We start from the raw sequence: 23,819 nt of genomic DNA on the forward strand, positions 1-23,819 counted from the left end.
CTTGGCAGGTAAATGATGTTGCGGCTGGCGAACCTTTCAATGAGTCTTTAGACTCCAGTGCCGGTAACAGGCCCTTATAGGGCCAGAGCAAACCACCGGCTAAGCCGGTGGTTATGATTGCCTGCCATAAGTGGGTTTGGCAATCCTTTATCCGGAATATGCATTTGTGGATATCCTGCAGCCCTGTATCACCTTTACCAAGATTAATACCTTCACTTATTATAAAAATATGACGGACCGCTGATTGAACAAAATACAGAGGAGGGCGTTCTCAGGGAACTTATTAATAGCTTTATATAAAATAAGACAGAGCCGTTGCAAACAGGTGAAAGCCAAAGGCATATATTGTAAATAACCCAATAGTAAATAAGAAAGAAAACCGCCGGCAATTAAGCCGGCGGCCAAATGATTTATACATTGAAACGGAATAAAATTACATCTCCGTCTTTTACTACATATTCTTTACCTTCTAATCGTACCAGGCCTTTTTCCTTAGCAGCGTTGTAAGTCTTGCAGTCCAGCAGATCCTGATAATGTACGACCTCCGCACGGATAAAGCCACGTTCAAAATCTGTGTGGATCTTTCCTGCTGCCCCCGGTGCTTTTGTTCCTTCTTTTATGGTCCATGCTCTGGTTTCCGTTGGTCCGGCTGTTAAGTAACTGATCAGACCAAGTAAGTGGTAACTGGCAGCGATCAGTTTCTCAAGACCGGATTCGGTAAGTCCTAAGTCTTCCAGAAACATCTTTTTCTCGTCTTCTTCCAGCTCCGCTATTTCCTGCTCAATCTGGGCACAGATAACAAAAACTTCACTGTTATTTTCTTTTGCAAAGGAACGGACCTTTTCTACATAAGCATTGGAAGCTCCATCATCGGCAAGGTCGTCCTCACAGACGTTAGCAGCAAAGATAACCGGTTTATAAGTAAGGAGATTAAGAGTGGACAAAAATGCGGTCTCATCTTCATCGTCTGTTTCCATACTTCTGGCAAGTTTACCATCTTCTAAATGTGCTTTGATTTTCTTTAAAATGGTTAATTCCTTTGCAAGGGACTTATCATTCATGGCACCTTTGGCTGTTTTAGAAATTCTGCGGTCCAGGATCTCTAAATCAGAAAAGATGAGTTCCAGATCAATGGTCTCAATATCCCGCAGCGGATCTACGCTTCCATCTACGTGAATGACATTGGGGTCTTCAAAGCAGCGTACCACATGGACGATGGCATCTACCTCGCGGATATTGGAAAGAAACTGGTTTCCCAGACCTTCTCCCTTGGAGGCTCCTTTAACAAGACCTGCGATGTCTACGAATTCTATGACAGCAGGTGTAATTTTGGCGGAATCATACAATGCAGCCAGCTGTCCTAAACGTACATCCGGAACAGGAACAACTCCTACATTTGGATCAATGGTACAGAAAGGATAGTTGGCAGATTCTGCCCCGGCCTTTGTGAGTGAATTAAACAGAGTGCTTTTTCCGACGTTCGGCAAGCCGACAATACCTAATTTCATATCAAATACCTTCCTAATATTGTTTATATTCATGGTTGATTTTTATCTACAACTAATATAGAATATCATATTATCCACAAAAATAAAAGAGAAAAACAAAAAGAACGAAGCCCTTGTCGAAATATAGTTGAATATGTCGGGCGAATATGTTTGATTTTTGTGTTTTAGCGGGGTAAAATAAAGAAAACATCGAAAGGAGAAGACGAATGGCAAATACGGCAGATATTAGTTTTGTGCATTTGGGAATTACCATTGACCATTTGCAAAACAGTATCTCGATATTTGGATTCCGCATTGCATTTTACGGTATTATCATTGGAATTGGAATCTTAACAGGTCTTTGGGTTGCTGCAGGCGACGCAAAGCGCAGAGGGCAGGACCCGGATATTTATCTGGATTTTGCACTGTATGCAATCATTTTTTCTATTATGGGGGCCCGGATCTATTATGTAATTTTTGACTGGGCCAATTATAAGGATGATCTGCTTCAGATATTCAATACCAGAGCAGGGGGGCTGGCAATCTACGGTGGCGTCATTGGAGCTGTCATTACCCTTACGGTTTACACCAGAGTGAAGAAACTTTCCTTCTTTTCTTTGGCGGATACTGGTTGCTTAGGTCTGATAACCGGGCAAATTATAGGAAGATGGGGAAACTTCTTTAATTGCGAGGCGTTTGGCGGATATACAGACGGCCTGTTTGCTATGAGAATCAGAAGGGCGCTTGTTAATGAGAATATGATATCTAAGGAGCTGTTAAACCATTTGATTGTAAAAGACGGTGTGGAGTTTATTCAGGTACACCCCACGTTTCTTTATGAATCGGTCTGGAATTTATGCGTTCTGATATTTATGCTTTGGTATCGGAAACGAAAAAAATTCGATGGAGAGATGCTTCTGATCTACCTGCTGGGCTATGGATTGGGACGAGTATGGATCGAAGGACTCCGTACGGATCAGCTGATCTTTTTTAGTACTGGCATACCGGTGTCTCAGGCGCTGTCATTGATTTTGGTAGTGATATCTACTCTTGTGCTCTTCTGCAAACACAGACAGATACGAATAAAGAGCAAAGGAGAATCATGATATGATAATGTCAAAAGAAGAGTTAATACAAAATATCGAAGTAGCAAGGGAAAGATTAAATAAAAGCATTGACCACGAAGACGGAGAAGTGATTTATCTTAGAAGTGTGGAGTTGGATAAATTAATTGAACAATATATTGAAGCAGGGTATTAAAAAATGAAACGAAAGCAATTGTTTTAAACCGAGTGTTTTTGGAGAACAGAATGTGTAGAGATACATATCCTGTTCTTTTTTGGCTTATAGCTTTTAATTCACTCCAATATGTTCGATTCCGGCAGCGAAGTTACTCTTAGATCATACTGTTACTATCAGACGGTGGAATGCCCACTGGCAGTCATGAAAAAAGTTACGTCAAAAAGTAGTAAAAATCAGTATAAATATTGTTTGTAATTAAAAAAAGGTAATTGTATAAACACTGCAAAACAGCAGTGTTTGGTGCAATTACCTTTTTTGTCAGTTTATGGAATTTTATGGAAAAACCTCTGCAACCCCAGTAAATAAGCCAAATTAAAATAAAAATTATTCTAAATTATCCTTGCCTTTTTGAAGTAAATGTACTAGAATTAGAGTACAAGTGGTGGAAAGTGGTACGAAGTGGTAGAAAATGGTGGGAAAGTGGTCTGATTTCCCCATGCCGAAGTACAAGCAGGTGATTAGTATGTTCATGGGCGAATACAATCATACGGTCGATGCGAAGGGACGTCTTATTGTCCCATCCAAATTCAGAGAACAGCTGGGAGAAGAATTCGTCGTGACGAAGGGATTGGACGGCTGTTTATTTGTGTATGACAATGATGAGTGGAGAGCCCTGGAGGAAAAACTAAAAAGTCTGCCGTTAACAAACACCAATGCCAGAAAGTTTTCCAGATTTTTTCTGGCAGGAGCAAGTTCCTGTGAAGTGGACAAGCAGGGAAGGATTCTGCTTCCGGCAGTTTTAAGAGAACATGCCGGAATTGAGAAAGAGGCAGTATTAGTAGGAGTTGGAAGCAGGATTGAAATCTGGAGCAGGGATGCATGGACAGCAGCCAATACCTATGATGATATGGAAGAAATCGCGGAAGCTATGGAAGGACTAGGTATATGATGTTTGAACACAAATCAGTGCTGCTATATGAAACCATTGACAGCCTGAATATGAAACCAGATGGAATTTATGTGGATGGTACCTTAGGAGGAGGCGGACATGCTTTGGAAGTCTGTACACGCCTTGGGGAGCACGGAAGATTAATCGGGATTGACCAGGACTCGGATGCCATTGCTGCTGCAACACAGCGGCTGAAGGAATACAAAGATAAGGTAACTATAGTCAGGAGCAATTACGAAAATATACATGGAGTTTTAAACGAACTGGGAATTGAAAAGGTGGATGGAATTTATCTGGATCTGGGAGTGTCCTCTTATCAGCTGGATGTACCGGAGAGAGGGTTTACCTATCGGGAAGAGGATGCTCCTCTGGATATGAGAATGGACCAGAGAAATCCCCAGACTGCTGCCGATATTGTAAATCAATACAGTGAATTTGATTTATACCGGATTATAAGGGATTACGGAGAAGACAAATTTGCAAAGAACATTGCAAAACATATTGTGAAAGCCAGAGAGATCAAGCCCATTGAAACCACGGGAGAGCTTAATGAGATCATTAAAGGAGCAATTCCTGCTAAGATAAGAGCAGTTGGGGGCCACCCGTCAAAGAGGACCTACCAGGCTATCAGAATTGAACTGAACCATGAGCTGGATGTATTGAAAAATTCTCTTGATACCATGATCAGTCTGTTAAATCCGGGAGGAAGGCTTTCCGTCATCACATTTCATTCTCTGGAAGACCGTATTGTAAAAACAAGATTCAGAGACAATGAAAATCCCTGTATCTGCCCGCCTGGCTTTCCGGTCTGCGTATGTGGAAGAAAAAGCATGGGGAAGGTTATAACAAGAAAGCCTGTGGTACCCACAGAAGAAGAAATATCTGAAAACAAACGCGCAAAGAGTTCCAAACTCCGTGTGTTTGAACGAATTTAAAAGGGAGGAAATAAGAGTGGCTGCAAAAAGAACTGTGCATTCCTATGGGAACTCTGCCTATGTGCAGGGGAATACTGTCCGAAAAACCATGCCGGTAAGAAGGCCGGTTTCTACGCCGGATGAAATTCGCCGTCCCGTGCCTCACCAGGTAAGACGGAATCGTGAGAAAGCATTACAGATGGATCTGCCGTATGTAATAGTGCTGACAATTGCTGCAGTCATTACCCTTTGTTTGTGTGTCAATTACCTGCATTTGCAGTCCTCTATTACGACCAGTATTCATGGAATTGAAACTCGGGAAGCACAGTTGGAAAAGTTAAAAACAGAAAATGATGCACTGGAAATGAACATTAAAACTTCCGTTGATCTTGATCATGTGTATAAGGTTGCTACTGAGGAACTTGGGATGGTCTATGCGAATAAGGATCAGATCCTTCACTATGATAAAACGGAAAGTGAGTATGTAAGGCAGAATGAGGATATTCCGAAACAATAATAAAATCAGGAACAAAAGAAATAAAGTATTTCCTCGTTATATGCAGGAAAAGCTGGCGATTACGGTTTTGGTAATTACGCTGGCTTTGTTTGCATTGGTCATGGTTCTGTATAACTTAATGACAAAAAAGAAAGAAGATTTTAATCAGATTGTGCTGTCCCAGCAGGAATATGACAGCAGAGTTATTCCTTTTAAAAGGGGGGATGTGCTGGATAGAAACGGCACCTATCTGGCAACCAGTGAAAAGGTGTATAACTTAATCCTTGATCCCAGACAGATTATGAGTGATCCGGATTTATTTCTGGAACCCACCATTAATGCTCTGACGGAATGCTTTGGATACGACCGGACTGAAATCACGAATCTCATTCAGGAAAAAAAGGATAAGCAGTATATCCGCTATGCAAAACAGCTGACCTACGATGATAAAGATAAATTTGAAAAATACAAAAAAGAGAAATCAGAAGAGCTGAAAAAAGAAAGAAAATCCATAAAAGGGATCTGGTTTGAAGACGAATACAAGAGAGTATACCCATACAATTCTCTGGGAAGTAAGATGATCGGATTTGCCAATGGAGACGGTATGGCTGGAACCGGAGGGATTGAACAGTTTTATAATTCGACTCTGATGGGGGTTAACGGCAGAGAATACGGCTACTTAAATGATGATTCCAATTTAGAACGAGTCATCAAACCGGCTTCCAACGGCAATACCGTTGTTTCCACCATTGATGTAAACATACAGAAGATTGTGGAAAAATACATTGCAGAGTGGGAACAGCAGACAGGAAGCAAGACGGTAGGCGTGGTTGTAATGGATCCCAATAATGGGGAAGTCCTTGCCATGGCTGATGACAAGAACTTTGACTTGAATAATCCCCGTGAGCTGCGTCCCGAATATACGGCAGATGTTTTAAGACAGCTGGGCATAAAGGAAGCTATAGATGATTATAAAAGGAAGAATAAGGATGCCGAGCCTCTGACTCCCGAGACGGTTTCAAAGCATTATACCGATGACGAAATCATATCCTTAGGCACCCAGGTAGCGTGGAATCAGACCTGGCGTAACTTTTGTATCAGTGACGGCTATGAACCTGGCTCCACAGAAAAGATATTTACTGTCTCTGCTGCGTTGGAAGAAGGGGCCATTACAGGCAAAGAGACGTATGAGTGTAATAAATTCCTGGAAGTAGGCGGGTATAAAATCAATTGTGTCAGCAGATACGGTCATGGACTCATTACCGTAGAAGAAGGACTTATGAAGTCCTGTAACGTGGTCATGATGCGGATTGCCCAGCAGATGGGGAAAGAGAAATTCTATAAATACCAGAAGATATTTGGATTCGGATCCAAGACCGGTATTGATCTGGCGGGAGAAGCAGATAACAAAACACTGGTGTATACTGCTGATAAAGCAGGACCAACGGACCTGGCGACCAACTCCTTTGGACAAAACTTTAAGTGTACCATGATTCAGATGGCTGCAGCTTACAGCTCCGTTATAAACGGCGGCTCCTATTATGAGCCCCATGTAGTGAAGCAGATTTTAAATGAACGGGGTTCTGTTATGAAAAAGGTGGACCCGGTTCTGGTGAGAGAGACAGTTTCTGAATCAACCACAAAGTTTATTAATGAAGCACTGTTTAAAACGGTCAATGCACCAGGAGGAACAGGGGGCGCTGCCAGGATAACCGGATATAAGGTGGCCGGTAAAACTGGAACTGCGGAGAAGATTCCCCGTGATAAAACAAATTATGTAGTATCCTTCTGCGGCTATGCTCCTTCGGATAATCCTCAGGTTCTGGTTTATGTGGTTGTGGATGAACCTCATGTTGAGGACCAGCCTCACAGTACCTACGCCAGCCAGATTTTCCAGAAAATCATGACAGAGATTCTTCCTTATATAAATGTATTTCCGGATACAGATGAGGCAGGAACGCTTTCTTCGGAGGATGCAGCAACGCTTCCGCAGCAGGAAGGCATTACCAGTGAAACCCAGGAAACATCTGGGGGTGAAGAGCCTGCAAATGAAACATCAGCGCAAGAGCCTGAAAAGGTGGTTCCTACCATGGAAAATGGAGAACCGGTACCAGAAGAATACTTAAATCCGGATGAAGAATATGTGAACCGTCAGGAGGACAGCGAAGGTAAGGATCTGCCGGAAGCACTTCCGGGCAATGAAGGTGATACTTCCGAAGATACTGAGAGTGCAGAGGAAACACAGACTTCAGAATGAACTTTAACGGAAAGAGATTCATAAAAAAAAGCGGATTTCATATACTGTAACAATGATGACGATGGAGCAGCTTATGAATTCGAATAAAACACATCACAGAGAGAAAATAGCCCTCCTGTTTTTCCTGTTGTTTCTTGCCATGACAGGATTGATGGGACGGCTTATTTTTCTAATGATCTTTCGCTCGGAGCACTACAGCGCCATGGCTTCTGATCTTCATGAGCGGGAGAGGACCATTAAAGCTGCAAGAGGAAATATTATCGATGCGAAAGGAACTGTCATTGCCACAAACCGTACTGTCTGCACCATATCGGTCATCCACAATCAGGTGAAACAGGCAGATGAAGTGGTTGCGGTTCTTTCAAAGGAATTAGGACTCAAGGAAGAAGATATCCGCAAGAAAGTGGAAAAGTACAGTTCCAGGGAAATTATTAAGACAAATGTAGACAAGGCTTTGGGAGACCAGATCCGCGCATATCATCTTGCAGGGGTTAAGGTGGATGAAGATTATAAACGGTATTACCCTTACGATACCCTCGCTTCCACAGTACTTGGTTTTACAGGAGGAGATAACCAGGGAATTATCGGCCTGGAGGTAAAGTACGAGCAGTATTTAAAAGGTTTAAATGGTAAGATTTTAACCATGTCGGATGCAGCTGGCATTGAGATTCAAAATGCAGCAGAAGACCGGATTGAACCGATTGCAGGCCAGGATTTGTATATCAGTCTGGATGTAAATATTCAGCGTTACTGTGAACAGGCGGCCTATCAGGTAATGGAGAAAAAGGGTGCAAAACGTGTATCAATTATTATCATGAATCCCCAAAATGGGGAAATTATGGCAATGGTCAATGCACCTGAATTTAATTTGAATGATCCGTTTACACTGAACAGTGAAACGGTCATTCCTGCAAATGAAAAAGAGAAGCAGGATCTGTTAAATAAAATGTGGAGAAATCCGTGTATCAATGATACGTATGAGCCGGGGTCAACCTTTAAGATTGTAACTGCCGCTGCAGGTCTGGAGGCCGGCGTTGTAAAACTCACCGATCAGTTTTCCTGCCCCGGGTTTAGGGTGGTGGAAGACAGAAAAATCAGATGCCATAAAGTGGGAGGGCACGGATCAGAAACATTCTTGCAGGGTATGATGAATTCCTGTAATCCTGTTCTCATTGATGTGGGGCAGCGTCTTGGAGTGGATAACTACTACAAATATTTTGTACAGTTTGGTTTAAAGGGTAAGACCGGAATTGATCTGCCCGGGGAAGCCTCTACCATTATGCATAAGAAAGAGGATATGGGACTGGTGGAGCTGGCAACCGTATCATTTGGCCAGTCGTTTCAGATTACACCCATGCAGCTGATTACCACGGCTTCTTCTCTTATTAACGGAGGAAACCGCATCACACCACATTTCGGAGTGAAAGCTGTCAGCTCTGACGGAAAAGCAGTACACACATTTACCTATCCGGTAAAAGAAGGAATTGTATCAAAGGAGACCAGTGAAACCATGCGTTATATTCTGGAACAGGTTGTTTCTGAGGGAAGCGGAAAAAGAGCGAAGATTGAAGGTTACCGGATCGGAGGGAAAACAGCCACCTCTGAGAAGCTGCCAAGAAGCTTAAAAAAGTATATTTCATCTTTTGTGGGATTTGCCCCGGCTGATAATCCGCAGGTAATTGCCCTTATTACCATTGATGAACCACAGGGCATCTACTATGGCGGAACCATTGCTGCACCAGTAATTGCCGATATATTCAAGAACATTTTTCCTTATCTGGGAATTGAGCCAACAGAGGAAAAAACTGTTTCTGCGTTTCGAATCAGTGGTTGATTATTCAGGCAAAAAGACGTATACTACTAATTGTGTACTTTTGATATACAAATACATAAACGATCGAGGTGTGACATGATTAACGAAACGATTTTGGCAATCATCATAGCTTTCGCCATCAGCGCAATGCTGTGTCCCATAGTAATACCGTTTCTCCACAGATTAAAATTTGGCCAGGAAATCCGCAGGGAAGGACCGGAGAGCCATTTAAAAAAACAGGGGACCCCTACCATGGGAGGCCTGATTATATTAACCAGTATTATTGTTACATCTTTGTTTTACGTAAAGGATTATCCAAAGATTATACCGGTTTTGTTTGTGACGGTGGGATTTGGTATTGTTGGCTTTCTTGATGATTATATTAAAATCGTGATGAAGAGGTCGGAAGGGCTGACTCCTGCACAGAAGATGGCGGGCCAGCTGATCATAACAGGGATTTTTGCATTTTATTTAATTCATTCCAAAGATGTGGGAACCTCCATGCTGGTTCCGTTTACAGGAGGATTTAAAAGCGGAATCTATTTGAATTTTGGCTTTTTATTTGTACCGGCAGTATTTTTTATCGTTATCGGAACAGACAATGGAGTGAACTTTACCGATGGTCTTGATGGCCTGTGTACCAGCGTCACCATACTGGTAGCCACATTCTTAACGGTAGTAGCCATAGGAGAAAGAACCGGCATCAGCCCCATAACAGGTGCAGTAGTAGGCAGCCTGTTAGGGTTTCTTCTCTTTAATGTTTACCCAGCCCGGGTGTTTATGGGAGATACCGGTTCGCTGGGGCTGGGAGGCTTTGTTGCCTCCAGTGCCTTTATGATGCAGATGCCGATATTTATAGCAATTATAGGGTTTATCTATCTGCTTGAGGTGTTATCTGTGATTATCCAGGTAACATACTTTAAACGAACAGGCGGGAAGCGGTTTTTTAAAATGGCTCCCATTCACCACCATTTTGAGCTTTGCGGGTGGTCTGAAACCAGGGTGGTGGCTGTATTTGCAATTGTTACTGCGGTTCTTTGCCTGCTCGCATATCTTGGATTATAGGAGAGAAACCATATGAGTCAGAAAATTTTAGTTGCAGGAAGTGGAAAAAGTGGGATCGCCGCCTCCAGGATGATATTAAAGACTGGTGATGAAGCTGTTTTATATGACAGCAATGATGCTTTAAAAGAGGATGAGCTGTTAGGCAAGTTTGAAGAAAAGGATAAAATCTCCGTGATTCTCGGAGAATTGAAAAAAGAGGACTTAAAGGATATCTCCTTTTGTGTAATCAGCCCGGGCATCGGACTTGATGCACCTTTTGTATCGGTTTTAAAGGAGGAGAATATTCCTATATGGAGTGAAATACAGCTGGCATACCATCATGCAAAAGGAAAGCTCGCTGCCATTACGGGAACCAATGGAAAGACAACCACTACCGCATTAACCGGAGCGATCTTAAAGGCGTATTACGAGCATGTTTACATTGTGGGCAACATAGGAATACCATATACACAGGAAGCATTAAATACGACAGAGGATTCGGTGACAGTAGCCGAAGTCAGCAGCTTTCAGCTGGAGACCATTACCGACTTCCGGCCTGAAGTCAGTGCGATATTAAATATCACGCCTGATCATTTAAATCGTCATAAAACTATGGAATGCTACATAAAAGTGAAAGAAAGCATCACCGCGAACCAGACGGAACAGGATTGCTGTGTTTTAAACTATGATGATCCGGTGCTTCGCCAGTTGGGGGAATCGGTGAAACCCCGTACTGTTTATTTCAGCAGCAGAACCTCTTTAAAAGAGGGGTACTGTATGGATGGAGATATGATTATCCGCAATCAGAACGGCATTCGGGAAGAGATTGTTAATATCCATGAATTAAAGCTTCTTGGCCGCCATAACCATGAGAATGTGATGGCTGCAATTGCCATTGCGGCTGAGTTAAAGGTTCCCATGGAAGTGATTAAAAAGGCTGTCTGTGAGTTTCAGGCAGTAGAGCACAGAATTGAGTTTGTTGCTGAAAAAGCAGGAGTAAAGTATTACAATGATTCAAAGGGAACCAATCCGGATGCGGCAATCCAGGCAGTGAAGGCGATGCCGGGGGCCACAATCCTGATTGCAGGAGGATACGATAAAAATTCCGAATATGATGAATGGATTGAATCCTTTGACGGGAAAGTGAAATACATGGTGCTTCTTGGCCAGACCAGGGAAAAAATAGCGGAATGCGCAGCAAAGCATGGGTTTACCAATGTAATGTATGCGGAAGATATGCAGGAAGCCGTAAGTGTCTGTGCCTCCTATGCCAACAGAGGAGATTATGTGCTGCTTTCTCCGGCATGTGCAAGCTGGGGTATGTTCCGGTGCTATGAAGAGCGTGGGGAGATTTTTAAAGAATGTGTCCGCAGCCTTTAGTATGATCGGGCATTGTAATTTGGATGGCGAGGAGGAATGGTATGGCGGAAAAAAGGCCAGTAGTGAAAAAAAACAGGCCGCGCCGTTTTTATGACTACAGTCTGCTGTTCACTGTTATATTTCTATCTGTCTTTGGTCTTGTTATGATTTACAGCTCCAGTTCTTACGCTGCCCAGTTGAAGTTCGGCAATGCGTCCTTCTTTATGATAAAGCAGGCCAAGATTGCTCTGGGCGGGTTTGTGGTGATGATTGTGATTTCGAAGATGGATTACCATTGGTATGGGAAATTCGCAGTGTTAGCCTATGTACTATCTTATATTCTGATGATTGCTGTTTCCCTGTTCGGTAAGAAACTGAATGGTAAACGAAGATGGCTGGGCGTGGGAAGTCTGACGTTTCAGCCAACAGAGTTTGTAAAGATCGCTCTCATAGTTATGCTGGCGGTTATGATAGTGCAGATGGGCAGAAATATCAATACAAAAAACGGAGCAGGGCTTATCATTGTCACCACTCTCCCCATTGCCGGGATTGTTGCTGCTAACAACTTAAGCTCTGGTATTATCATCGTTGGAATTGCATTTGTCATGCTGTTTGTGGCATGTAAAAAGAAGTGGCCGTTTTTTGCCTGTGGTTTTGCAGGCGTAGGGTTACTAGCGTTTGCCGGTCCCATCGCCACGGTGCTTGAGAAGTTAAATATACTTCATGATTACCAGCTGGGAAGAATTCTTGTCTGGCTGGAACCGGAGGCATTCCCTTCTACAGGTGGTTATCAGGTATTGCAGGGACTGTATGCCATTGGCTCCGGAGGACTGGTAGGAAGAGGTCTGGGTGAGAGCATACAGAAGATGGGGTTCGTGCCGGAGGCACAGAATGATATGATATTTTCCATTATCTGTGAAGAACTGGGACTTTTTGGTGCGGTATCAGTGATTCTTATTTTCCTCTTCATGATATACCGTTTTATGCTGATAGCAGATAATGCACCGGATCTGTTCGGCGCGCTTTTGGTGGTAGGGGTTATGGGACATATTGCCATTCAGGTAATTTTAAACATTGCCGTAGTAACCAATACCATACCGAATACAGGAATTACCCTGCCCTTTATCAGTTACGGGGGGACGTCAGTTTTGTTTCTCATGGTTGAGATGGGCATGGTTTTAAGTGTTTCCAACCAGATTAAACTGGAAAAATAGCTGGATATGAAACCATTCTCTCACTTATAACATAGGATAGTATATAAGAAACCATGGGAGGTACCGGTTTGTCAGTCATACAGGTCCAGGGGTTACGATCCTTAAGAGGTGAGATAAAAATTCAGGGTTCCAAAAATGCTGTTCTGCCAATTATGGCAGCGGCGGTTCTCCATAAAGGTACTACAGTGATTCACAATGTCCCCAGGATACAGGATGTGTTCTGTATGCTGGGGATACTTGAGCGTATCGGGTGTAACTACATTCTTGACGGACATATGCTGACCATTGATGCTTCTGATATCAACTGCGCAGAGATTCCGGAAGAGTATATAAAAAGCATGCGTTCCTCTATTATCCTGTCAGGTCCCCTTCTTGGAAGGCTGGGTTACGCTGTTACCAGTTTTCCGGGAGGCTGTTCCATTGGACTAAGACCCATCGATATTCATCTGGCAGCGTTCCGTACGCTTGGTGCCGTGATCGAGGAGAAAGAAGAGAAGCTGTGCGCCTCTGCCAAAAACCTTGTGGGCGCAGATATTTATTTCCCGTTTCCCAGTGTGGGAGCGACGGAAAATGCTCTGATGGCGGCTGTTTACGCAAAAGGAATTACTGTGATACATGGAGCGGCAAAAGAACCGGAGATCATTTCGCTATGTGAATTCTTAAACAATATGGGGGCGAGAATTCATGGTATTGGAACTTCCAGACTTGCCGTGACAGGAGTTACAGGTTTACATGATTCTGAATTTATTGTGTCAGGAGACCGGATTGTAGCAGGTACTTATTTAACAGCAGTTATGGCAGCCGAAGGGGATGTGCTTTTAAAAGGAATCCAGCCGGATCATCTTACTTCTGCTCTTTTACTGGCAGAAAAAATGGGAGCAGAGTTAAAACGGTATACAAACCAGCTGGAGGTTTCCATGAAAGGACGCCCTGACTGTGTCAATGTTACAACCGAACCATATCCGGGATTTCCAACGGACCTTCAGTCCCAGGTGATGGCAGTGATGGCATCAGGAGTGGGCTGGGGAAGAGTGGAGGAGACAATTTTTGAAGGCAGGTTCGGTGCAGCCGTAGAACTTAAGAAGCTGGGAGCAGATATTGTCATAGAAGGAAAAAGGGCGATTGTACACGGGCTGTATCCGCTAAAAGGGAATTGCGTAACTGCACCTGATTTAAGAGGCGGAGCTGCACTTGTTGTAGCAGGGCTTGCAGGTGAAGGTGTTACTGAGATTTTGGATTGCCACCACATTGACCGGGGGTATGAGGATATCTGCCGCGATTTAAGCAGTGTTGGAGCTGTAATCAGAGGTAAGGAATGAAAAATTTCAAAAAGAGCAGAAGAAAGTTGACAGTTGCAATCATAGCAGTATTCCTTCTGGCTGGGGCGGCGGTATTTTTGTCGCTTCAGATCAGAAATATTACTGTAACCGGCAACAAAAAATATACATCCGATCAGATCATAGACTTATTATTTAAGGATGGCTGGGACCGGAATGCGATTTTCTGTATTTACAAGGACCACTTTCAGAAACACGAACAGATTCCTTTCGTGGAAGATTATAAAATCGTATTCCAGAGCCCTGTAAGCGTTGAAGTGATTGTTTATGAAAAATCCGTGGTCGGTTATGTTTCCTATATGGGCAGCTATATGTATTTTGATAAAGACGGAATTATTGTGGAGAGTTCCAGCCAAAAACTGACAGGAATTCCATGGATTACGGGGCTTTCGTATGGGCATATTGCTCTGCACCGGCCCCTTCCCGTGGAGGATCCCAAAGTCTTTGACCGTATTCTGACACTGACCCAGCTTTTGTCCACCCACCAGATCCCGGTGGATGAGATCCAATACGATTCCCAGGGGAATGCAACGCTTGTGATGGGAACCATCCGTGTGTATCTTGGAAGCAATGACCAGATGAGCGGAAAGATCTCAGAACTGAGTGATCAGCTGCCTGTTCTGGGCGGATTATCCGGCACTCTTTATCTGGATACATATGACGAAGCGGAAACTGTCACATCTTACCGTTTTATGAAAGATAAGTGAATTTACATATTTTACATGGAATTTTGTTAAAAAAATGGTTGATATTTTTTACAAAATAAAATATTATATTAAATAGGTTTATACAGTAAGCTGTATATGGTTAAAGGAGGATATAATCTTGTTAGAGATTAAGATAAATGAGGCGGATAATGCTGCAAGAATTCTGGTAATCGGTGTAGGCGGTGCCGGAAACAATGCGGTGAACCGCATGATTGATGAGAATATAGCTGGTGTGGAATTTCTTGGAATTAACACGGACAAGCAGGCATTGCAGTTTTGCAAGGCTCCTACTGCCATGCAGATCGGTGAAAAACTGACTAAGGGCCTTGGGGCAGGTGCTAAGCCTGAGATTGGCGAAAAGGCAGCGGAAGAGAATGCGGACGAGCTGGCTCAGGTCATGAAGGGTGCAGATATGGTTTTCGTTACATGTGGTATGGGAGGCGGAACCGGAACCGGGGCAGCTCCTGTAGTGGCTAAGATTGCGAAGGATATGGGAATCTTAACTGTAGGTGTTGTAACAAAGCCCTTCCGTTTTGAAGCTAAGACACGTATGACCAATGCAACTTCAGGTATTGAACGTTTAAAGGAAAGTGTGGACACACTGATTGTGATCCCCAATGACCGTCTTCTTGAAATTGTGGACAGACGCACGACGATGCCTGATGCTTTGAAGAAAGCGGATGAAGTACTTCAGCAGGCAGTACAGGGAATTACAGACCTGATTAATGTACCAGGGCTGATTAATCTGGATTTTGCAGATGTTCAGACGGTTATGACAGATAAAGGCATCGCACATATCGGTATTGGCCGTGCAAAGGGTGATGAAAAGGCAATAGAGGCAGTGAAACAGGCTGTATCCAGTCCGCTTCTTGAGACTACCATCGAAGGTGCAACTCATGTAATTATTAATATCTCCGGAGACATCAGCCTGATTGAGGCCAATGAAGCAGCCAGCTATGTTCAGGAGATGGCAGGAGATGATGCAAATATTATTTTCGGTGCCATGTATGATGAGAATGCCCAGGATGAAGCAAGCATAACGGTTATTGCAACAGGACTTGATATGCAGCATGAAACACCGGTTTCCAAGGTTATGACTAATTTCTCCAATCCAAACTATAAGCAGCCAAAGGCAGCGCCTCAGCCGGGAAGCCAGGAAGCAGCAGCAACCGCAGCAAATCCAGGATATAATCAAAACTTTAACCAGAACTATGGCAATGCCAATAATTATTCCGGACAGGCTTATCCTAACAACCAGAACAGTGGAAATTACAGCGGCCAGAACTACAGCAATCCCAATTATAATAAACAGCCAAATTACGGACAGGGTACTCCTCAGAACGCACCTCAGGGAAACGGACAGCCTTACCGTCCGACTGTGAACAAGGAAGTACAGATTAATATTCCTGACTTTTTAAGAAATAAAAGATAATAGATAATAGATACATAGCAGGCAGGTTCCCGTGAACCTGCCTGTTTTTGAAAGGAGTGCTACGATGATAAAGGATGAAAAGGACTGGGAGCTTTCAGAGGATTATTATTCAGGGCAGGGAGAGGAAAAGAAACTTTCTCTGGAAGATTTTATAACGGATCAGGATTTAGATGGAAATTCACTTAATTATTCCACGGAGTCTGACGAACTTTTAAATAAGACCATAGAAGATGTTCATAAGGTACTGACTCTTGCCAGAGAAGGAAAGAGCATTGAAGCAATTGCCGGTTTAACAGGTCTGAACGAAAAATATATATATGATATTCAGGTATGTGCACAGGGCTTTCGGGAGGATGATGAGATTGCAGTAGCTCATTTGGTCCTGGGCTGAAGGAGGGGGAACAAAAGATGATGAAAAAGATTTGCCCGGTCTGCGATCTTCCGGTGAATGAGGTGAATTACTGCCCCAGGTGCAGGCGTGTTATCAGAAAGCCTGTGTACTGGGAAGTTAACTATTTATTAAATGAGAAAAGAAGCGGGGTGGACCCGGTTGTAGTACAGCCTGAAAGTCAGCAGGCGGGAATGAGACCCGTCATGAACCAGCCAGGGGGAGATAAGAGAAAGTCTTATTTATTGCCGGTTATACTGGCCGTGTTTTTTGTAACTATCTCAGCAGCAGGCGCTCTTGTCAGTTACACTGTGGCAGCTGTAACCTATTCTCATGAAACTGAAGTTAGAGATGAAGACTCCGGATATCGGGATTTAGAGGAAGCAGATGTAATTGCTGCAGGAGAAGCATGCAGCGGCTATAATCATTTTGAGGCAGACGGAAGAGCCATTGCAGATTCTATGAGCAGTTTTATGAAAGAAGGAGACTATGGCTGGCAGATCAGTTCTGAAGAGACTAACTCATACAATTATGAGATTGATCAGGACAGTGGCCCTGTCACATATTTTGAGACAGTGAAAAGTGTTTATTTCATAACCGATGCAACCGATGGTGAGGAACAGGATGAAGCGTCGTATGAGTATGTTGATATCAATTACGATACGGCGACAGGGGAACTGCATCAGTACGTGTCTTACTTAAAGGACACAGAAGCATCGATGGCTTACTTAGAGCAGTTTTTAAGGCTGACTGAGGAGTCTTACGGAATTACGCCGGAACAAAGCAGCATCCCTTCCATTATGGAACAGGCAAAGTCAAGGCTCAGCTATGAGGATGGAGCTTATATACTGGAGGGAATCTTTGATATTAACTTATATGTCGACGAAGACTGGGTACAGATTTATGTGACATTTAACAATCCTGAAACTGTTAAAAATCAGGAAACTTAGCGGGAAGACCCCACTATTGACAGACAATGATGGATCTGGTATAATAATACCAATCACAAAAGGGAGTAGCTTCCACCGTAAGGATGGATAAGCGTGCGTCACAACGATAAAGAGATTTATCCGCATTCTTATGAAATGTCAAGACTTTTACTGGTACCGTCAGGTATTGGCAAAGGTCTTTTTTTATACTTCTTTTGTGATAAGAAAAGAAAGAGAGGATTTGAATTATGGAAACAGTTAACCCGAAAAGAACGGAACAGCTTAAAAAATTCCAGAAGCTGTTTAAGAAGTCCGGATTTGGACTTTTAATCGCTGTAGCGGTCCTGGTGATAGCATTAGGATCCGTTTACAATGTACAGGAGCAGGAACAGGCAGTGGTGACAACCCTTGGCATTCCCAGAACTGTTGCAGAGCCGGGCCTTCATTTTAAAATCCCTTTTGTACAGAATGTGCAAAAAGTGAATACCACAATCCAGGGCTTTGCCATAGGCTATGATCCCAGTGACAATGAAAGCAGGGAAGAAGACTCCCTTATGATAACCAGGGATTATAATTTTGTAAACGTGGATTTCTTTGTGGAATACAAAGTCTCTGATCCGATAAAAGCAATCTACGCTTCTGAGAAACCGCTGACTATTCTTAAGAATGTAACGAGAAGCAGCATACGGACCGTTATTGGCAGCTACGATGTAGATTCCGTTCTCACCAATGGAAAAAATGAGATTCAGTCCAAGGTAAAGGAAATGATTGCCACGAAGCTGGCGGAGCATAACGTAGGGCTTGCCGTTATTAATGTTACGATACAGGATTCCGAACCGCCGACAAAAGAGGTAATGGAAGCGTTTAAAGCTGTGGAGACAGCCAAACAGGGGAAAGAAACAGCTATCAACAATGCAAACAAATACCGCAATGAAAAACTTCCGGAGGCAACGGCCCAGACGGATCAAATCCTCCAGGAAGCAGAATCCACCAAAGCAAAACGTATTAATGAGGCCAATGCAGAGGTTGCTAAATTTAATGCCATGTATCAGGAATATATTAAAAATCCGGAAGTGACAAAAAAACGAATGTTTTATGAAACCATGGAAGATGTTCTTCCCAACATGAAGGTGATTATTGACGGTACGGACCAGACCAGTACCATCCTGCCTCTTGACAGCTTTACAGGAGGAGAAACCAGTGAGAAGAAGGAGAATAAGGAATGAAAAAGATAAAAACAGCCATAGGAATATTGATTACAGCAGCGGTCCTCATTGTACTGACAGGGTCGGTTGTGGTTACCAATGAAAATGAATATAAGCTGATCCGCCAGTTCGGAAGAGTGGAACGTGTTATCAGCACACCTGGAATTTCTTTTAAGATTCCGCTGGTCCAGACCGCATATACTCTGCCAAAACAGATTCTGCTTTACGATCTTGCTGCGTCGGATGTGATTACAATGGATAAAAAGACAATGCTCAGCGATAGTTATGTTCTCTGGCGGATCGAAGACCCGTTAAAATTTGCCCAGTCGTTAAATTCATCGGTTATAAGCGCTGAGAGCAGAATTGATACGGTGGTTTATAATTCTGTGAAGAATGTGATCAGCAGTATGGCCCAGAATGAAGTAATCAGCGGCCGGGATGGAGAACTGTCACAGGCAATTATGGAGAATGCAGGGGACAATATGGTGCAGTACGGCGTACGCCTTCTGGCAGTGGAAACGAAACGGCTGGATCTTCCCGCAGATAATAAGACAGCTGTCTATGAGCGAATGATTTCGGAACGTGATAAGATCGCGGCTACATTTACGGCAGAAGGCCAGGCGGAGGCAAAAAAGATACAAAATACAACCGACCGTGAGATCGCCATCAGCATATCCGATGCCCAGGCAAAGGCTGCATCAATCACAGCTGAAGGAGAAGGGGAATATATGAGAATTATGGCGGAAGCTTATCATGATCCTCAAAGAACAGATTTTTATTCTTTTGTTCGGTCTTTGGAAGCTGCAAGGACTTCTCTTGCCGGAAATGAGAATACGTTAATTCTTCCAGAAAGCTCTCCGCTTGCCAGGATATTTACAGGACAGTAAAATTAGGAATACTGCCTGTTGCGGGAAATAGTTTTTTATGGTAAAGTGTTAAAATAAAAGAAGCAGAGGATAGGAGATTGACAGAATGAAGATTACCGATATATTGAGCCAGGGAAAGCCCACCTTATCTTTTGAAGTGTTTCCGCCTAAAACAGAGGATAAGTATGATTCTGTTGAGAAAGCTGCTGCTGAGATAGCAAAACTGAAACCTGCCTTTATGAGTGTAACCTACGGCGCAGGCGGAGGAACCAGTAAGTATACCGTAGATATCGCTTCTGCGCTTCATCATGATTACCATGTTACGGCTCTGGCCCATTTAACCTGTGTTTCTTCTACCAAAGAAAAGGTACGCCAGGTTCTTAGAGAGTTAAAGGAAGCAGGGATTGAGAATGTGCTGGCATTAAGAGGAGACATTCCTGCCGATGCACCGGTGAAACGGGAATACAGCTACGCATCAGAGCTGATCAGGGAGATAAAGGAGACCGGTGATTTCTGCATCGGTGCCGCCTGTTATCCGGAGGGCCATGTGGAATCCGCAAATAAGACCATTGATATGGATTATTTAAAGCAGAAGGTGGAAGCGGGCTGTGATTTTGTAACCACCCAGATGTTTTTCGATAATAATATTTTATATAATTACTTATACCGGATACGGGAGAAGGGAATTACGGTGCCGGTCGTTGCAGGTATTATGCCTGTAACCAATGTAAAGCAGATCATACGCAGCTGCCAGCTTTCCGGGACCTATCTGCCCTCCCGCTTCAAGGCTATTGTTGACCGGTTCGGGGATAATCCTGCAGCTATGAAGCAGGCAGGAATCGCGTATGCAACGGAGCAGATCATTGATCTGATTGCAAATGGTGTCAATGCCATCCATGTTTATTCTATGAATAAGCCGGATGTTGCATTAAAGATCAAGGAAAATCTTTCGGAGATACTGTAATCCGTCAGGCAGCAGGTCCGTTTCTGTTAAAGATCCGGACCTGTTTTATCAGGAATGATGGGAGGAATATGGATGGAGATCAGCCGGAAAGAGATTCTGAGATATTTAGGATATGGGAACAGGGAAGGCGATGAACAGGTAAATGCTTTGATTGAAGACGTTTTAAAAGAACTTCTGGCTGCTGCGTCACCGAAAAGCATTTTCCGGTCATATCCCTTAAGGCTGCTTCCTGATTATGAAATAGATTTCACAGTTTTCCGTACGAAGAGCCGGAATCTAAGCAAGAATCTGGCGGATTGTGAAGAAGTACTGTTGTTTGCAGCAACACTGGGAACCGGAGTGGATGTGCTGCTTCACAAATACACCAGACTTCAGATGAGCAGGGCAGTCATCATGCAGGCAGCTGCAGCTGCAGTGATTGAAGAATACTGCGATGAAGAAAACCGCAGGCTGAAACAGGAATATGAGGCGAAAGGCTATTACTTAAGACCAAGATTCAGCCCGGGGTACGGTGATTTTTCACTGGAATGCCAAAGAGAGATTACCGCCGTTTTGGAAACGCCGAAACGGATCGGCATCATGCTCACGGAAAGCCTGCTTATGACACCCTCAAAATCCGTAACGGCGGTTATGGGAGTCAGTAAAAAGCCTTACCGGTGTGAGATAAAAGGGTGTGAATCCTGCAAAAAAACGGACTGTGCATACCGGAGATAGGGAAAGAATCCGGATGCAGATGGAGGAATGTATGACAGCGATTTTAGAGGAAATGAAAAAGAGAATCCTTTTTTTTGACGGCGGAATGGGCAGCCTTTTACAGGCCGGCGGCTTAAAGCCCGGTGAGCTTCCGGAGACCTGGAATATAACTCATTCCGATTTAATTGTGAAGATTCACAGAGATTATCTGGAATCAGGTGCGGATCTGATTAAAACCAATACTTTCGGGGCAAATGGTTTAAAATTTAATCAGCATAAGGAATTTGACTTAGAACACATTGTGACGGCTGCAATGAGGAATGCGAGGCAGGCAGTGGATACGGCTGTTTATCCTAAAGGGAGAAAAAAGGGAGCGGTTGCTCTTGATATTGGTCCCACCGGCAAGCTGCTAAAGCCTTTGGGTGACCTTGATTTTGAAGAAGCCTATGAATTGTTTTCCCAGGTCGTAAGAATCGGTGTCCGGGAAGGCGCGGATCTGATACTCATTGAAACCATGAGCGACAGCTATGAGGCAAAGGCGGCAGTTCTTGCTGCAAAAGACAATAGCAGTCTTCCAGTGTTTGTAACGATGATTTTTGATGATAAGGGGAAGCTGTTAACCGGAGGAAATGTGGAGTCAACAGTGGCTCTTTTAGAAGGCCTGGGTGTGGATGCACTGGGAATTAACTGCGGACTTGGACCTGTTCAGATGAAGGGGATTTTAGAGGATATCATGAAGGTGGTCTCTGTTCCTGTCATTGTCAATCCCAATGCAGGTCTGCCGAGAAGTGAAGGCGGGAAGACGGTCTATGATATTGATGAGGATGAATTTGCTGAAGCGATGAAGGAAATTGCCCAGTCTGGTGCCTGCATCATCGGAGGCTGCTGCGGAACCACACCGGAGCATATTAAAAAGATGGTGGCTTTGTGTAAGGATTATCCGGTCAGAATTCCTGAGAAAAAACACCGTACGGTCATTTCCTCTTATGCACAGGCTGTTGTGATAGACAGGAATCCTGTTATCATTGGAGAACGGATCAATCCTACCGGTAAATCCAAATTTAAGCAGGCATTAAAGGATCACAATCTGGAGTATATCTTAAAAGAAGGAGTGCTTCAGCAGGATAATGGGGCTCATGTTCTGGATGTGAACGTAGGACTTCCTGAAATTGATGAACCATCAATGATGGAAGAAGTGGTGAAAGAACTGCAAAGCATCATTGATCTTCCGTTACAGATTGATACTTCCAATATGTCCGCCATGGAACGGGCCATGAGAATCTATAACGGCAAGCCGCTGATCAATTCTGTCAATGGTAAAAAAGAGGTTATGCACGCCATTTTTCCGCTTGTTAAGCGGTATGGGGGTGTTGTGGTAGCACTGGCTCTCGATGAGGATGGGATCCCGGAAACTGTGGAAGGAAGAATTGCTGTTTCAAAAAAAATCTATGATACGGCAGCTGGATACGGTATTGGGAAAGAGGATATCATCATAGATGCTTTATGCATGACAGTCAGCTCAGACAGCAAAGGAGCTCTTACAACTCTTGAGACGGTGAGACGTGTCAGGGATGAACTGGGAGGGAAGACCATTCTTGGAGTATCCAATATATCCTTTGGACTGCCCCAGAGAGAAATTGTCAATGCTGCATTCTTTACAATGGCTTTGCAGAACGGGTTAAACGCCGCCATAATCAATCCCAATTCAGAGGCTATGATGCGTTCGTATTACAGCTACTGTGTTCTTGCAGACTTGGATCCCCAGTGCAGCACTTATATCAGTACCTACAGTGGTAATGTGACTGTTCTTGGTGAAACAAAAAGACAGGGAGGAGATTTAAAGGCAGGAGGGGACAAAAGAAATGATCTCTCCTTACAGGAAAGTATTAAAAAAGGATTGAAAGACCGAGCATTTACAGCAGTCTCTGAGCTTCTTAAAAACAGTGAACCTCTTACGGTCATTCAGGAAGAGATGATTCCTGCTCTCAATGAGGTTGGAAAAGGGTTTGAAAAGGGAACGGTATTCCTCCCACAGCTTCTGATGAGTGCGGAGGCGGCAAAAGCCGCTTTTGGTGTAATTAAGGAACGGCTTGCCCTAAGCGGTGCTAAGGAGAAGAAAAAGGGAACGGTGATACTGGCTACGGTAAAAGGAGATATCCACGATATTGGAAAAAATATCGTAAAGGTGCTTTTGGAAAATTACAGCTATGAGGTGATTGATCTGGGAAAGGACGTTGCTCCTGAAACCATTGTTAAGACTGCTGTAGAACGGAATGTGAAACTGGTGGGGTTAAGCGCCCTCATGACAACCACGGTTCCCAGTATGGAAGAGACCATCCGGCAGCTTCGTAAAGAGGCGCCTTTTGTGAAAGTGATGGTGGGAGGTGCGGTCCTTACGAAGGAATATGCCATTACAATCGGTGCGGACCGGTATTGCAGGGATGCCATGGCATCCGTCAATTATGCCGAGGATATATTTGAAGTAAAATAAGGTGCCTCATTGACAAATATCGAATGAATGGT

21 protein-coding genes are annotated in these 23,819 nt (G+C 43.6%); 20 read left to right on the plus strand and 1 reads right to left on the minus strand.

The features are described 5' to 3' along the window. Positions 1-410: 410 nt before the first annotated feature. Positions 411-1,508: a redox-regulated ATPase YchF gene (gene ychF / locus CRO04_RS20875; RefSeq protein ID WP_097006181.1), complete on the minus strand. Its 1,098-nt coding sequence runs from the start codon at positions 1,506-1,508 to the stop codon at positions 411-413. A 206-nt stretch (positions 1,509-1,714) separates the two neighbouring features. On the opposite strand from ychF, the gene lgt reads away from it, so the two are divergent. From lgt to CRO04_RS20975, 20 genes are all read left to right on the plus strand, one after another. Next, on the plus strand, positions 1,715-2,593 hold the full coding sequence (lgt, locus tag CRO04_RS20880; protein WP_097006182.1) for a prolipoprotein diacylglyceryl transferase: 879 nt from the start codon (positions 1,715-1,717) through the stop codon (positions 2,591-2,593). A gap of 1 nt (position 2,594) precedes the next feature. Next, entirely contained in the window at positions 2,595-2,747 is a 153-nt protein-coding gene (locus tag CRO04_RS20885; RefSeq protein ID WP_185140375.1) for a Spo0E family sporulation regulatory protein-aspartic acid phosphatase, read from the plus strand. Positions 2,748-3,252: 505 nt separating this feature from the next. Further along, positions 3,253-3,678 carry a division/cell wall cluster transcriptional repressor MraZ gene (mraZ, locus tag CRO04_RS20890; RefSeq protein ID WP_097006183.1) on the plus strand — a complete coding sequence of 142 codons (426 nt, stop codon included), beginning with the start codon at positions 3,253-3,255 and terminating at the stop codon, positions 3,676-3,678. Continuing rightward, positions 3,675-4,613, plus strand: coding sequence for a 16S rRNA (cytosine(1402)-N(4))-methyltransferase RsmH (gene rsmH, locus CRO04_RS20895; protein WP_097006184.1), 939 nt, complete (start codon positions 3,675-3,677; stop codon positions 4,611-4,613). The genes mraZ and rsmH overlap by 4 nt, the downstream gene beginning before the upstream one ends. Before the next feature lie 16 nt (positions 4,614-4,629). After that, the gene (locus CRO04_RS20900; RefSeq protein ID WP_097006185.1) at positions 4,630-5,109 is read left to right on the plus strand and encodes a cell division protein FtsL; all 480 of its coding nucleotides are present in this window, start codon (positions 4,630-4,632) and stop codon (positions 5,107-5,109) included. After that, positions 5,087-7,345, plus strand: coding sequence for a peptidoglycan D,D-transpeptidase FtsI family protein (locus CRO04_RS20905; protein WP_097006186.1), 2,259 nt, complete (start codon positions 5,087-5,089; stop codon positions 7,343-7,345). Before CRO04_RS20900 ends, CRO04_RS20905 begins: the two co-directional genes overlap by 23 nt. 73 nt (positions 7,346-7,418) lie before the next feature. Further along, a complete protein-coding gene (locus CRO04_RS20910; protein ID WP_097006187.1) occupies positions 7,419-9,179 on the plus strand; it encodes a peptidoglycan D,D-transpeptidase FtsI family protein in 1,761 nt (586 codons plus the stop codon). Between the two features lie 75 nt (positions 9,180-9,254). Continuing rightward, a complete protein-coding gene (mraY, locus tag CRO04_RS20915) occupies positions 9,255-10,223 on the plus strand; it encodes a phospho-N-acetylmuramoyl-pentapeptide-transferase (protein ID WP_097006188.1) in 969 nt (322 codons plus the stop codon). Between the two features lie 12 nt (positions 10,224-10,235). After that, complete coding sequence (gene murD / locus CRO04_RS20920) at positions 10,236-11,582, plus strand: UDP-N-acetylmuramoyl-L-alanine--D-glutamate ligase (RefSeq protein WP_097006189.1); 1,347 nt, start codon at positions 10,236-10,238, stop codon at positions 11,580-11,582. Between the two features lie 41 nt (positions 11,583-11,623). After that, complete coding sequence (locus CRO04_RS20925) at positions 11,624-12,775, plus strand: FtsW/RodA/SpoVE family cell cycle protein (RefSeq protein ID WP_097006190.1); 1,152 nt, start codon at positions 11,624-11,626, stop codon at positions 12,773-12,775. A 68-nt stretch (positions 12,776-12,843) separates the two neighbouring features. Further along, a complete protein-coding gene (gene murA / locus CRO04_RS20930; protein ID WP_097006191.1) occupies positions 12,844-14,094 on the plus strand; it encodes a UDP-N-acetylglucosamine 1-carboxyvinyltransferase in 1,251 nt (416 codons plus the stop codon). Continuing rightward, the gene (locus CRO04_RS20935) at positions 14,091-14,819 is read left to right on the plus strand and encodes a cell division protein FtsQ/DivIB (RefSeq protein ID WP_097006192.1); all 729 of its coding nucleotides are present in this window, start codon (positions 14,091-14,093) and stop codon (positions 14,817-14,819) included. The genes murA and CRO04_RS20935 overlap by 4 nt, the downstream gene beginning before the upstream one ends. Positions 14,820-14,937: 118 nt before the next feature. Beyond that, on the plus strand, positions 14,938-16,251 hold the full coding sequence (ftsZ, locus tag CRO04_RS20940; RefSeq protein WP_097006193.1) for a cell division protein FtsZ: 1,314 nt from the start codon (positions 14,938-14,940) through the stop codon (positions 16,249-16,251). Between the two features lie 64 nt (positions 16,252-16,315). Further along, positions 16,316-16,642: a hypothetical protein gene (locus CRO04_RS20945; protein ID WP_097006194.1), complete on the plus strand. Its 327-nt coding sequence runs from the start codon at positions 16,316-16,318 to the stop codon at positions 16,640-16,642. 17 nt (positions 16,643-16,659) lie between these two features. Further along, positions 16,660-17,589, plus strand: coding sequence for a hypothetical protein (locus CRO04_RS20950; RefSeq protein ID WP_097006195.1), 930 nt, complete (start codon positions 16,660-16,662; stop codon positions 17,587-17,589). A 227-nt stretch (positions 17,590-17,816) separates the two neighbouring features. After that, a complete protein-coding gene (gene hflK, locus CRO04_RS20955) occupies positions 17,817-18,794 on the plus strand; it encodes an FtsH protease activity modulator HflK (protein ID WP_097006196.1) in 978 nt (325 codons plus the stop codon). Then, the gene (gene hflC, locus CRO04_RS20960) at positions 18,791-19,660 is read left to right on the plus strand and encodes a protease modulator HflC (RefSeq protein ID WP_097006197.1); all 870 of its coding nucleotides are present in this window, start codon (positions 18,791-18,793) and stop codon (positions 19,658-19,660) included. Before hflK ends, hflC begins: the two co-directional genes overlap by 4 nt. Before the next feature lie 85 nt (positions 19,661-19,745). Next, positions 19,746-20,603, plus strand: coding sequence for a methylenetetrahydrofolate reductase [NAD(P)H] (gene metF / locus CRO04_RS20965; protein ID WP_097006198.1), 858 nt, complete (start codon positions 19,746-19,748; stop codon positions 20,601-20,603). Positions 20,604-20,675: 72 nt separating this feature from the next. After that, a complete protein-coding gene (locus tag CRO04_RS20970; protein WP_097006199.1) occupies positions 20,676-21,317 on the plus strand; it encodes a vitamin B12 dependent-methionine synthase activation domain-containing protein in 642 nt (213 codons plus the stop codon). A gap of 31 nt (positions 21,318-21,348) precedes the next feature. Continuing rightward, positions 21,349-23,787, plus strand: coding sequence for a homocysteine S-methyltransferase family protein (locus CRO04_RS20975; RefSeq protein ID WP_097006200.1), 2,439 nt, complete (start codon positions 21,349-21,351; stop codon positions 23,785-23,787). The last annotated feature ends 32 nt before the right edge of the window (positions 23,788-23,819 follow it).

Origin of the sequence: Lacrimispora amygdalina (assembly GCF_900205965.1) — a bacterium.
Taxonomy (GTDB): Bacteria; Bacillota; Clostridia; order Lachnospirales; family Lachnospiraceae; genus Lacrimispora; species Lacrimispora amygdalina_A.

Coding starts and splice junctions, on each gene's coding strand:
- ychF (WP_097006181.1), bottom strand. CDS start 1,508: ATGAAATTAGGTATTGTCGGCTTGCCGAACGTCGGAAAAAGCACTCTG.
- lgt (WP_097006182.1), top strand. CDS start 1,715: ATGGCAAATACGGCAGATATTAGTTTTGTGCATTTGGGAATTACCATT.
- CRO04_RS20885 (WP_185140375.1), top strand. CDS start 2,595: ATGATAATGTCAAAAGAAGAGTTAATACAAAATATCGAAGTAGCAAGG.
- mraZ (WP_097006183.1), top strand. CDS start 3,253: ATGTTCATGGGCGAATACAATCATACGGTCGATGCGAAGGGACGTCTT.
- rsmH (WP_097006184.1), top strand. CDS start 3,675: ATGATGTTTGAACACAAATCAGTGCTGCTATATGAAACCATTGACAGC.
- CRO04_RS20905 (WP_097006186.1), top strand. CDS start 5,087: ATGAGGATATTCCGAAACAATAATAAAATCAGGAACAAAAGAAATAAA.
- CRO04_RS20910 (WP_097006187.1), top strand. CDS start 7,419: ATGAATTCGAATAAAACACATCACAGAGAGAAAATAGCCCTCCTGTTT.
- mraY (WP_097006188.1), top strand. CDS start 9,255: ATGATTAACGAAACGATTTTGGCAATCATCATAGCTTTCGCCATCAGC.
- murD (WP_097006189.1), top strand. CDS start 10,236: ATGAGTCAGAAAATTTTAGTTGCAGGAAGTGGAAAAAGTGGGATCGCC.
- CRO04_RS20925 (WP_097006190.1), top strand. CDS start 11,624: ATGGCGGAAAAAAGGCCAGTAGTGAAAAAAAACAGGCCGCGCCGTTTT.
- CRO04_RS20935 (WP_097006192.1), top strand. CDS start 14,091: ATGAAAAATTTCAAAAAGAGCAGAAGAAAGTTGACAGTTGCAATCATA.
- CRO04_RS20945 (WP_097006194.1), top strand. CDS start 16,316: ATGATAAAGGATGAAAAGGACTGGGAGCTTTCAGAGGATTATTATTCA.
- CRO04_RS20950 (WP_097006195.1), top strand. CDS start 16,660: ATGATGAAAAAGATTTGCCCGGTCTGCGATCTTCCGGTGAATGAGGTG.
- hflK (WP_097006196.1), top strand. CDS start 17,817: ATGGAAACAGTTAACCCGAAAAGAACGGAACAGCTTAAAAAATTCCAG.
- hflC (WP_097006197.1), top strand. CDS start 18,791: ATGAAAAAGATAAAAACAGCCATAGGAATATTGATTACAGCAGCGGTC.
- metF (WP_097006198.1), top strand. CDS start 19,746: ATGAAGATTACCGATATATTGAGCCAGGGAAAGCCCACCTTATCTTTT.
- CRO04_RS20970 (WP_097006199.1), top strand. CDS start 20,676: ATGGAGATCAGCCGGAAAGAGATTCTGAGATATTTAGGATATGGGAAC.
- CRO04_RS20975 (WP_097006200.1), top strand. CDS start 21,349: ATGACAGCGATTTTAGAGGAAATGAAAAAGAGAATCCTTTTTTTTGAC.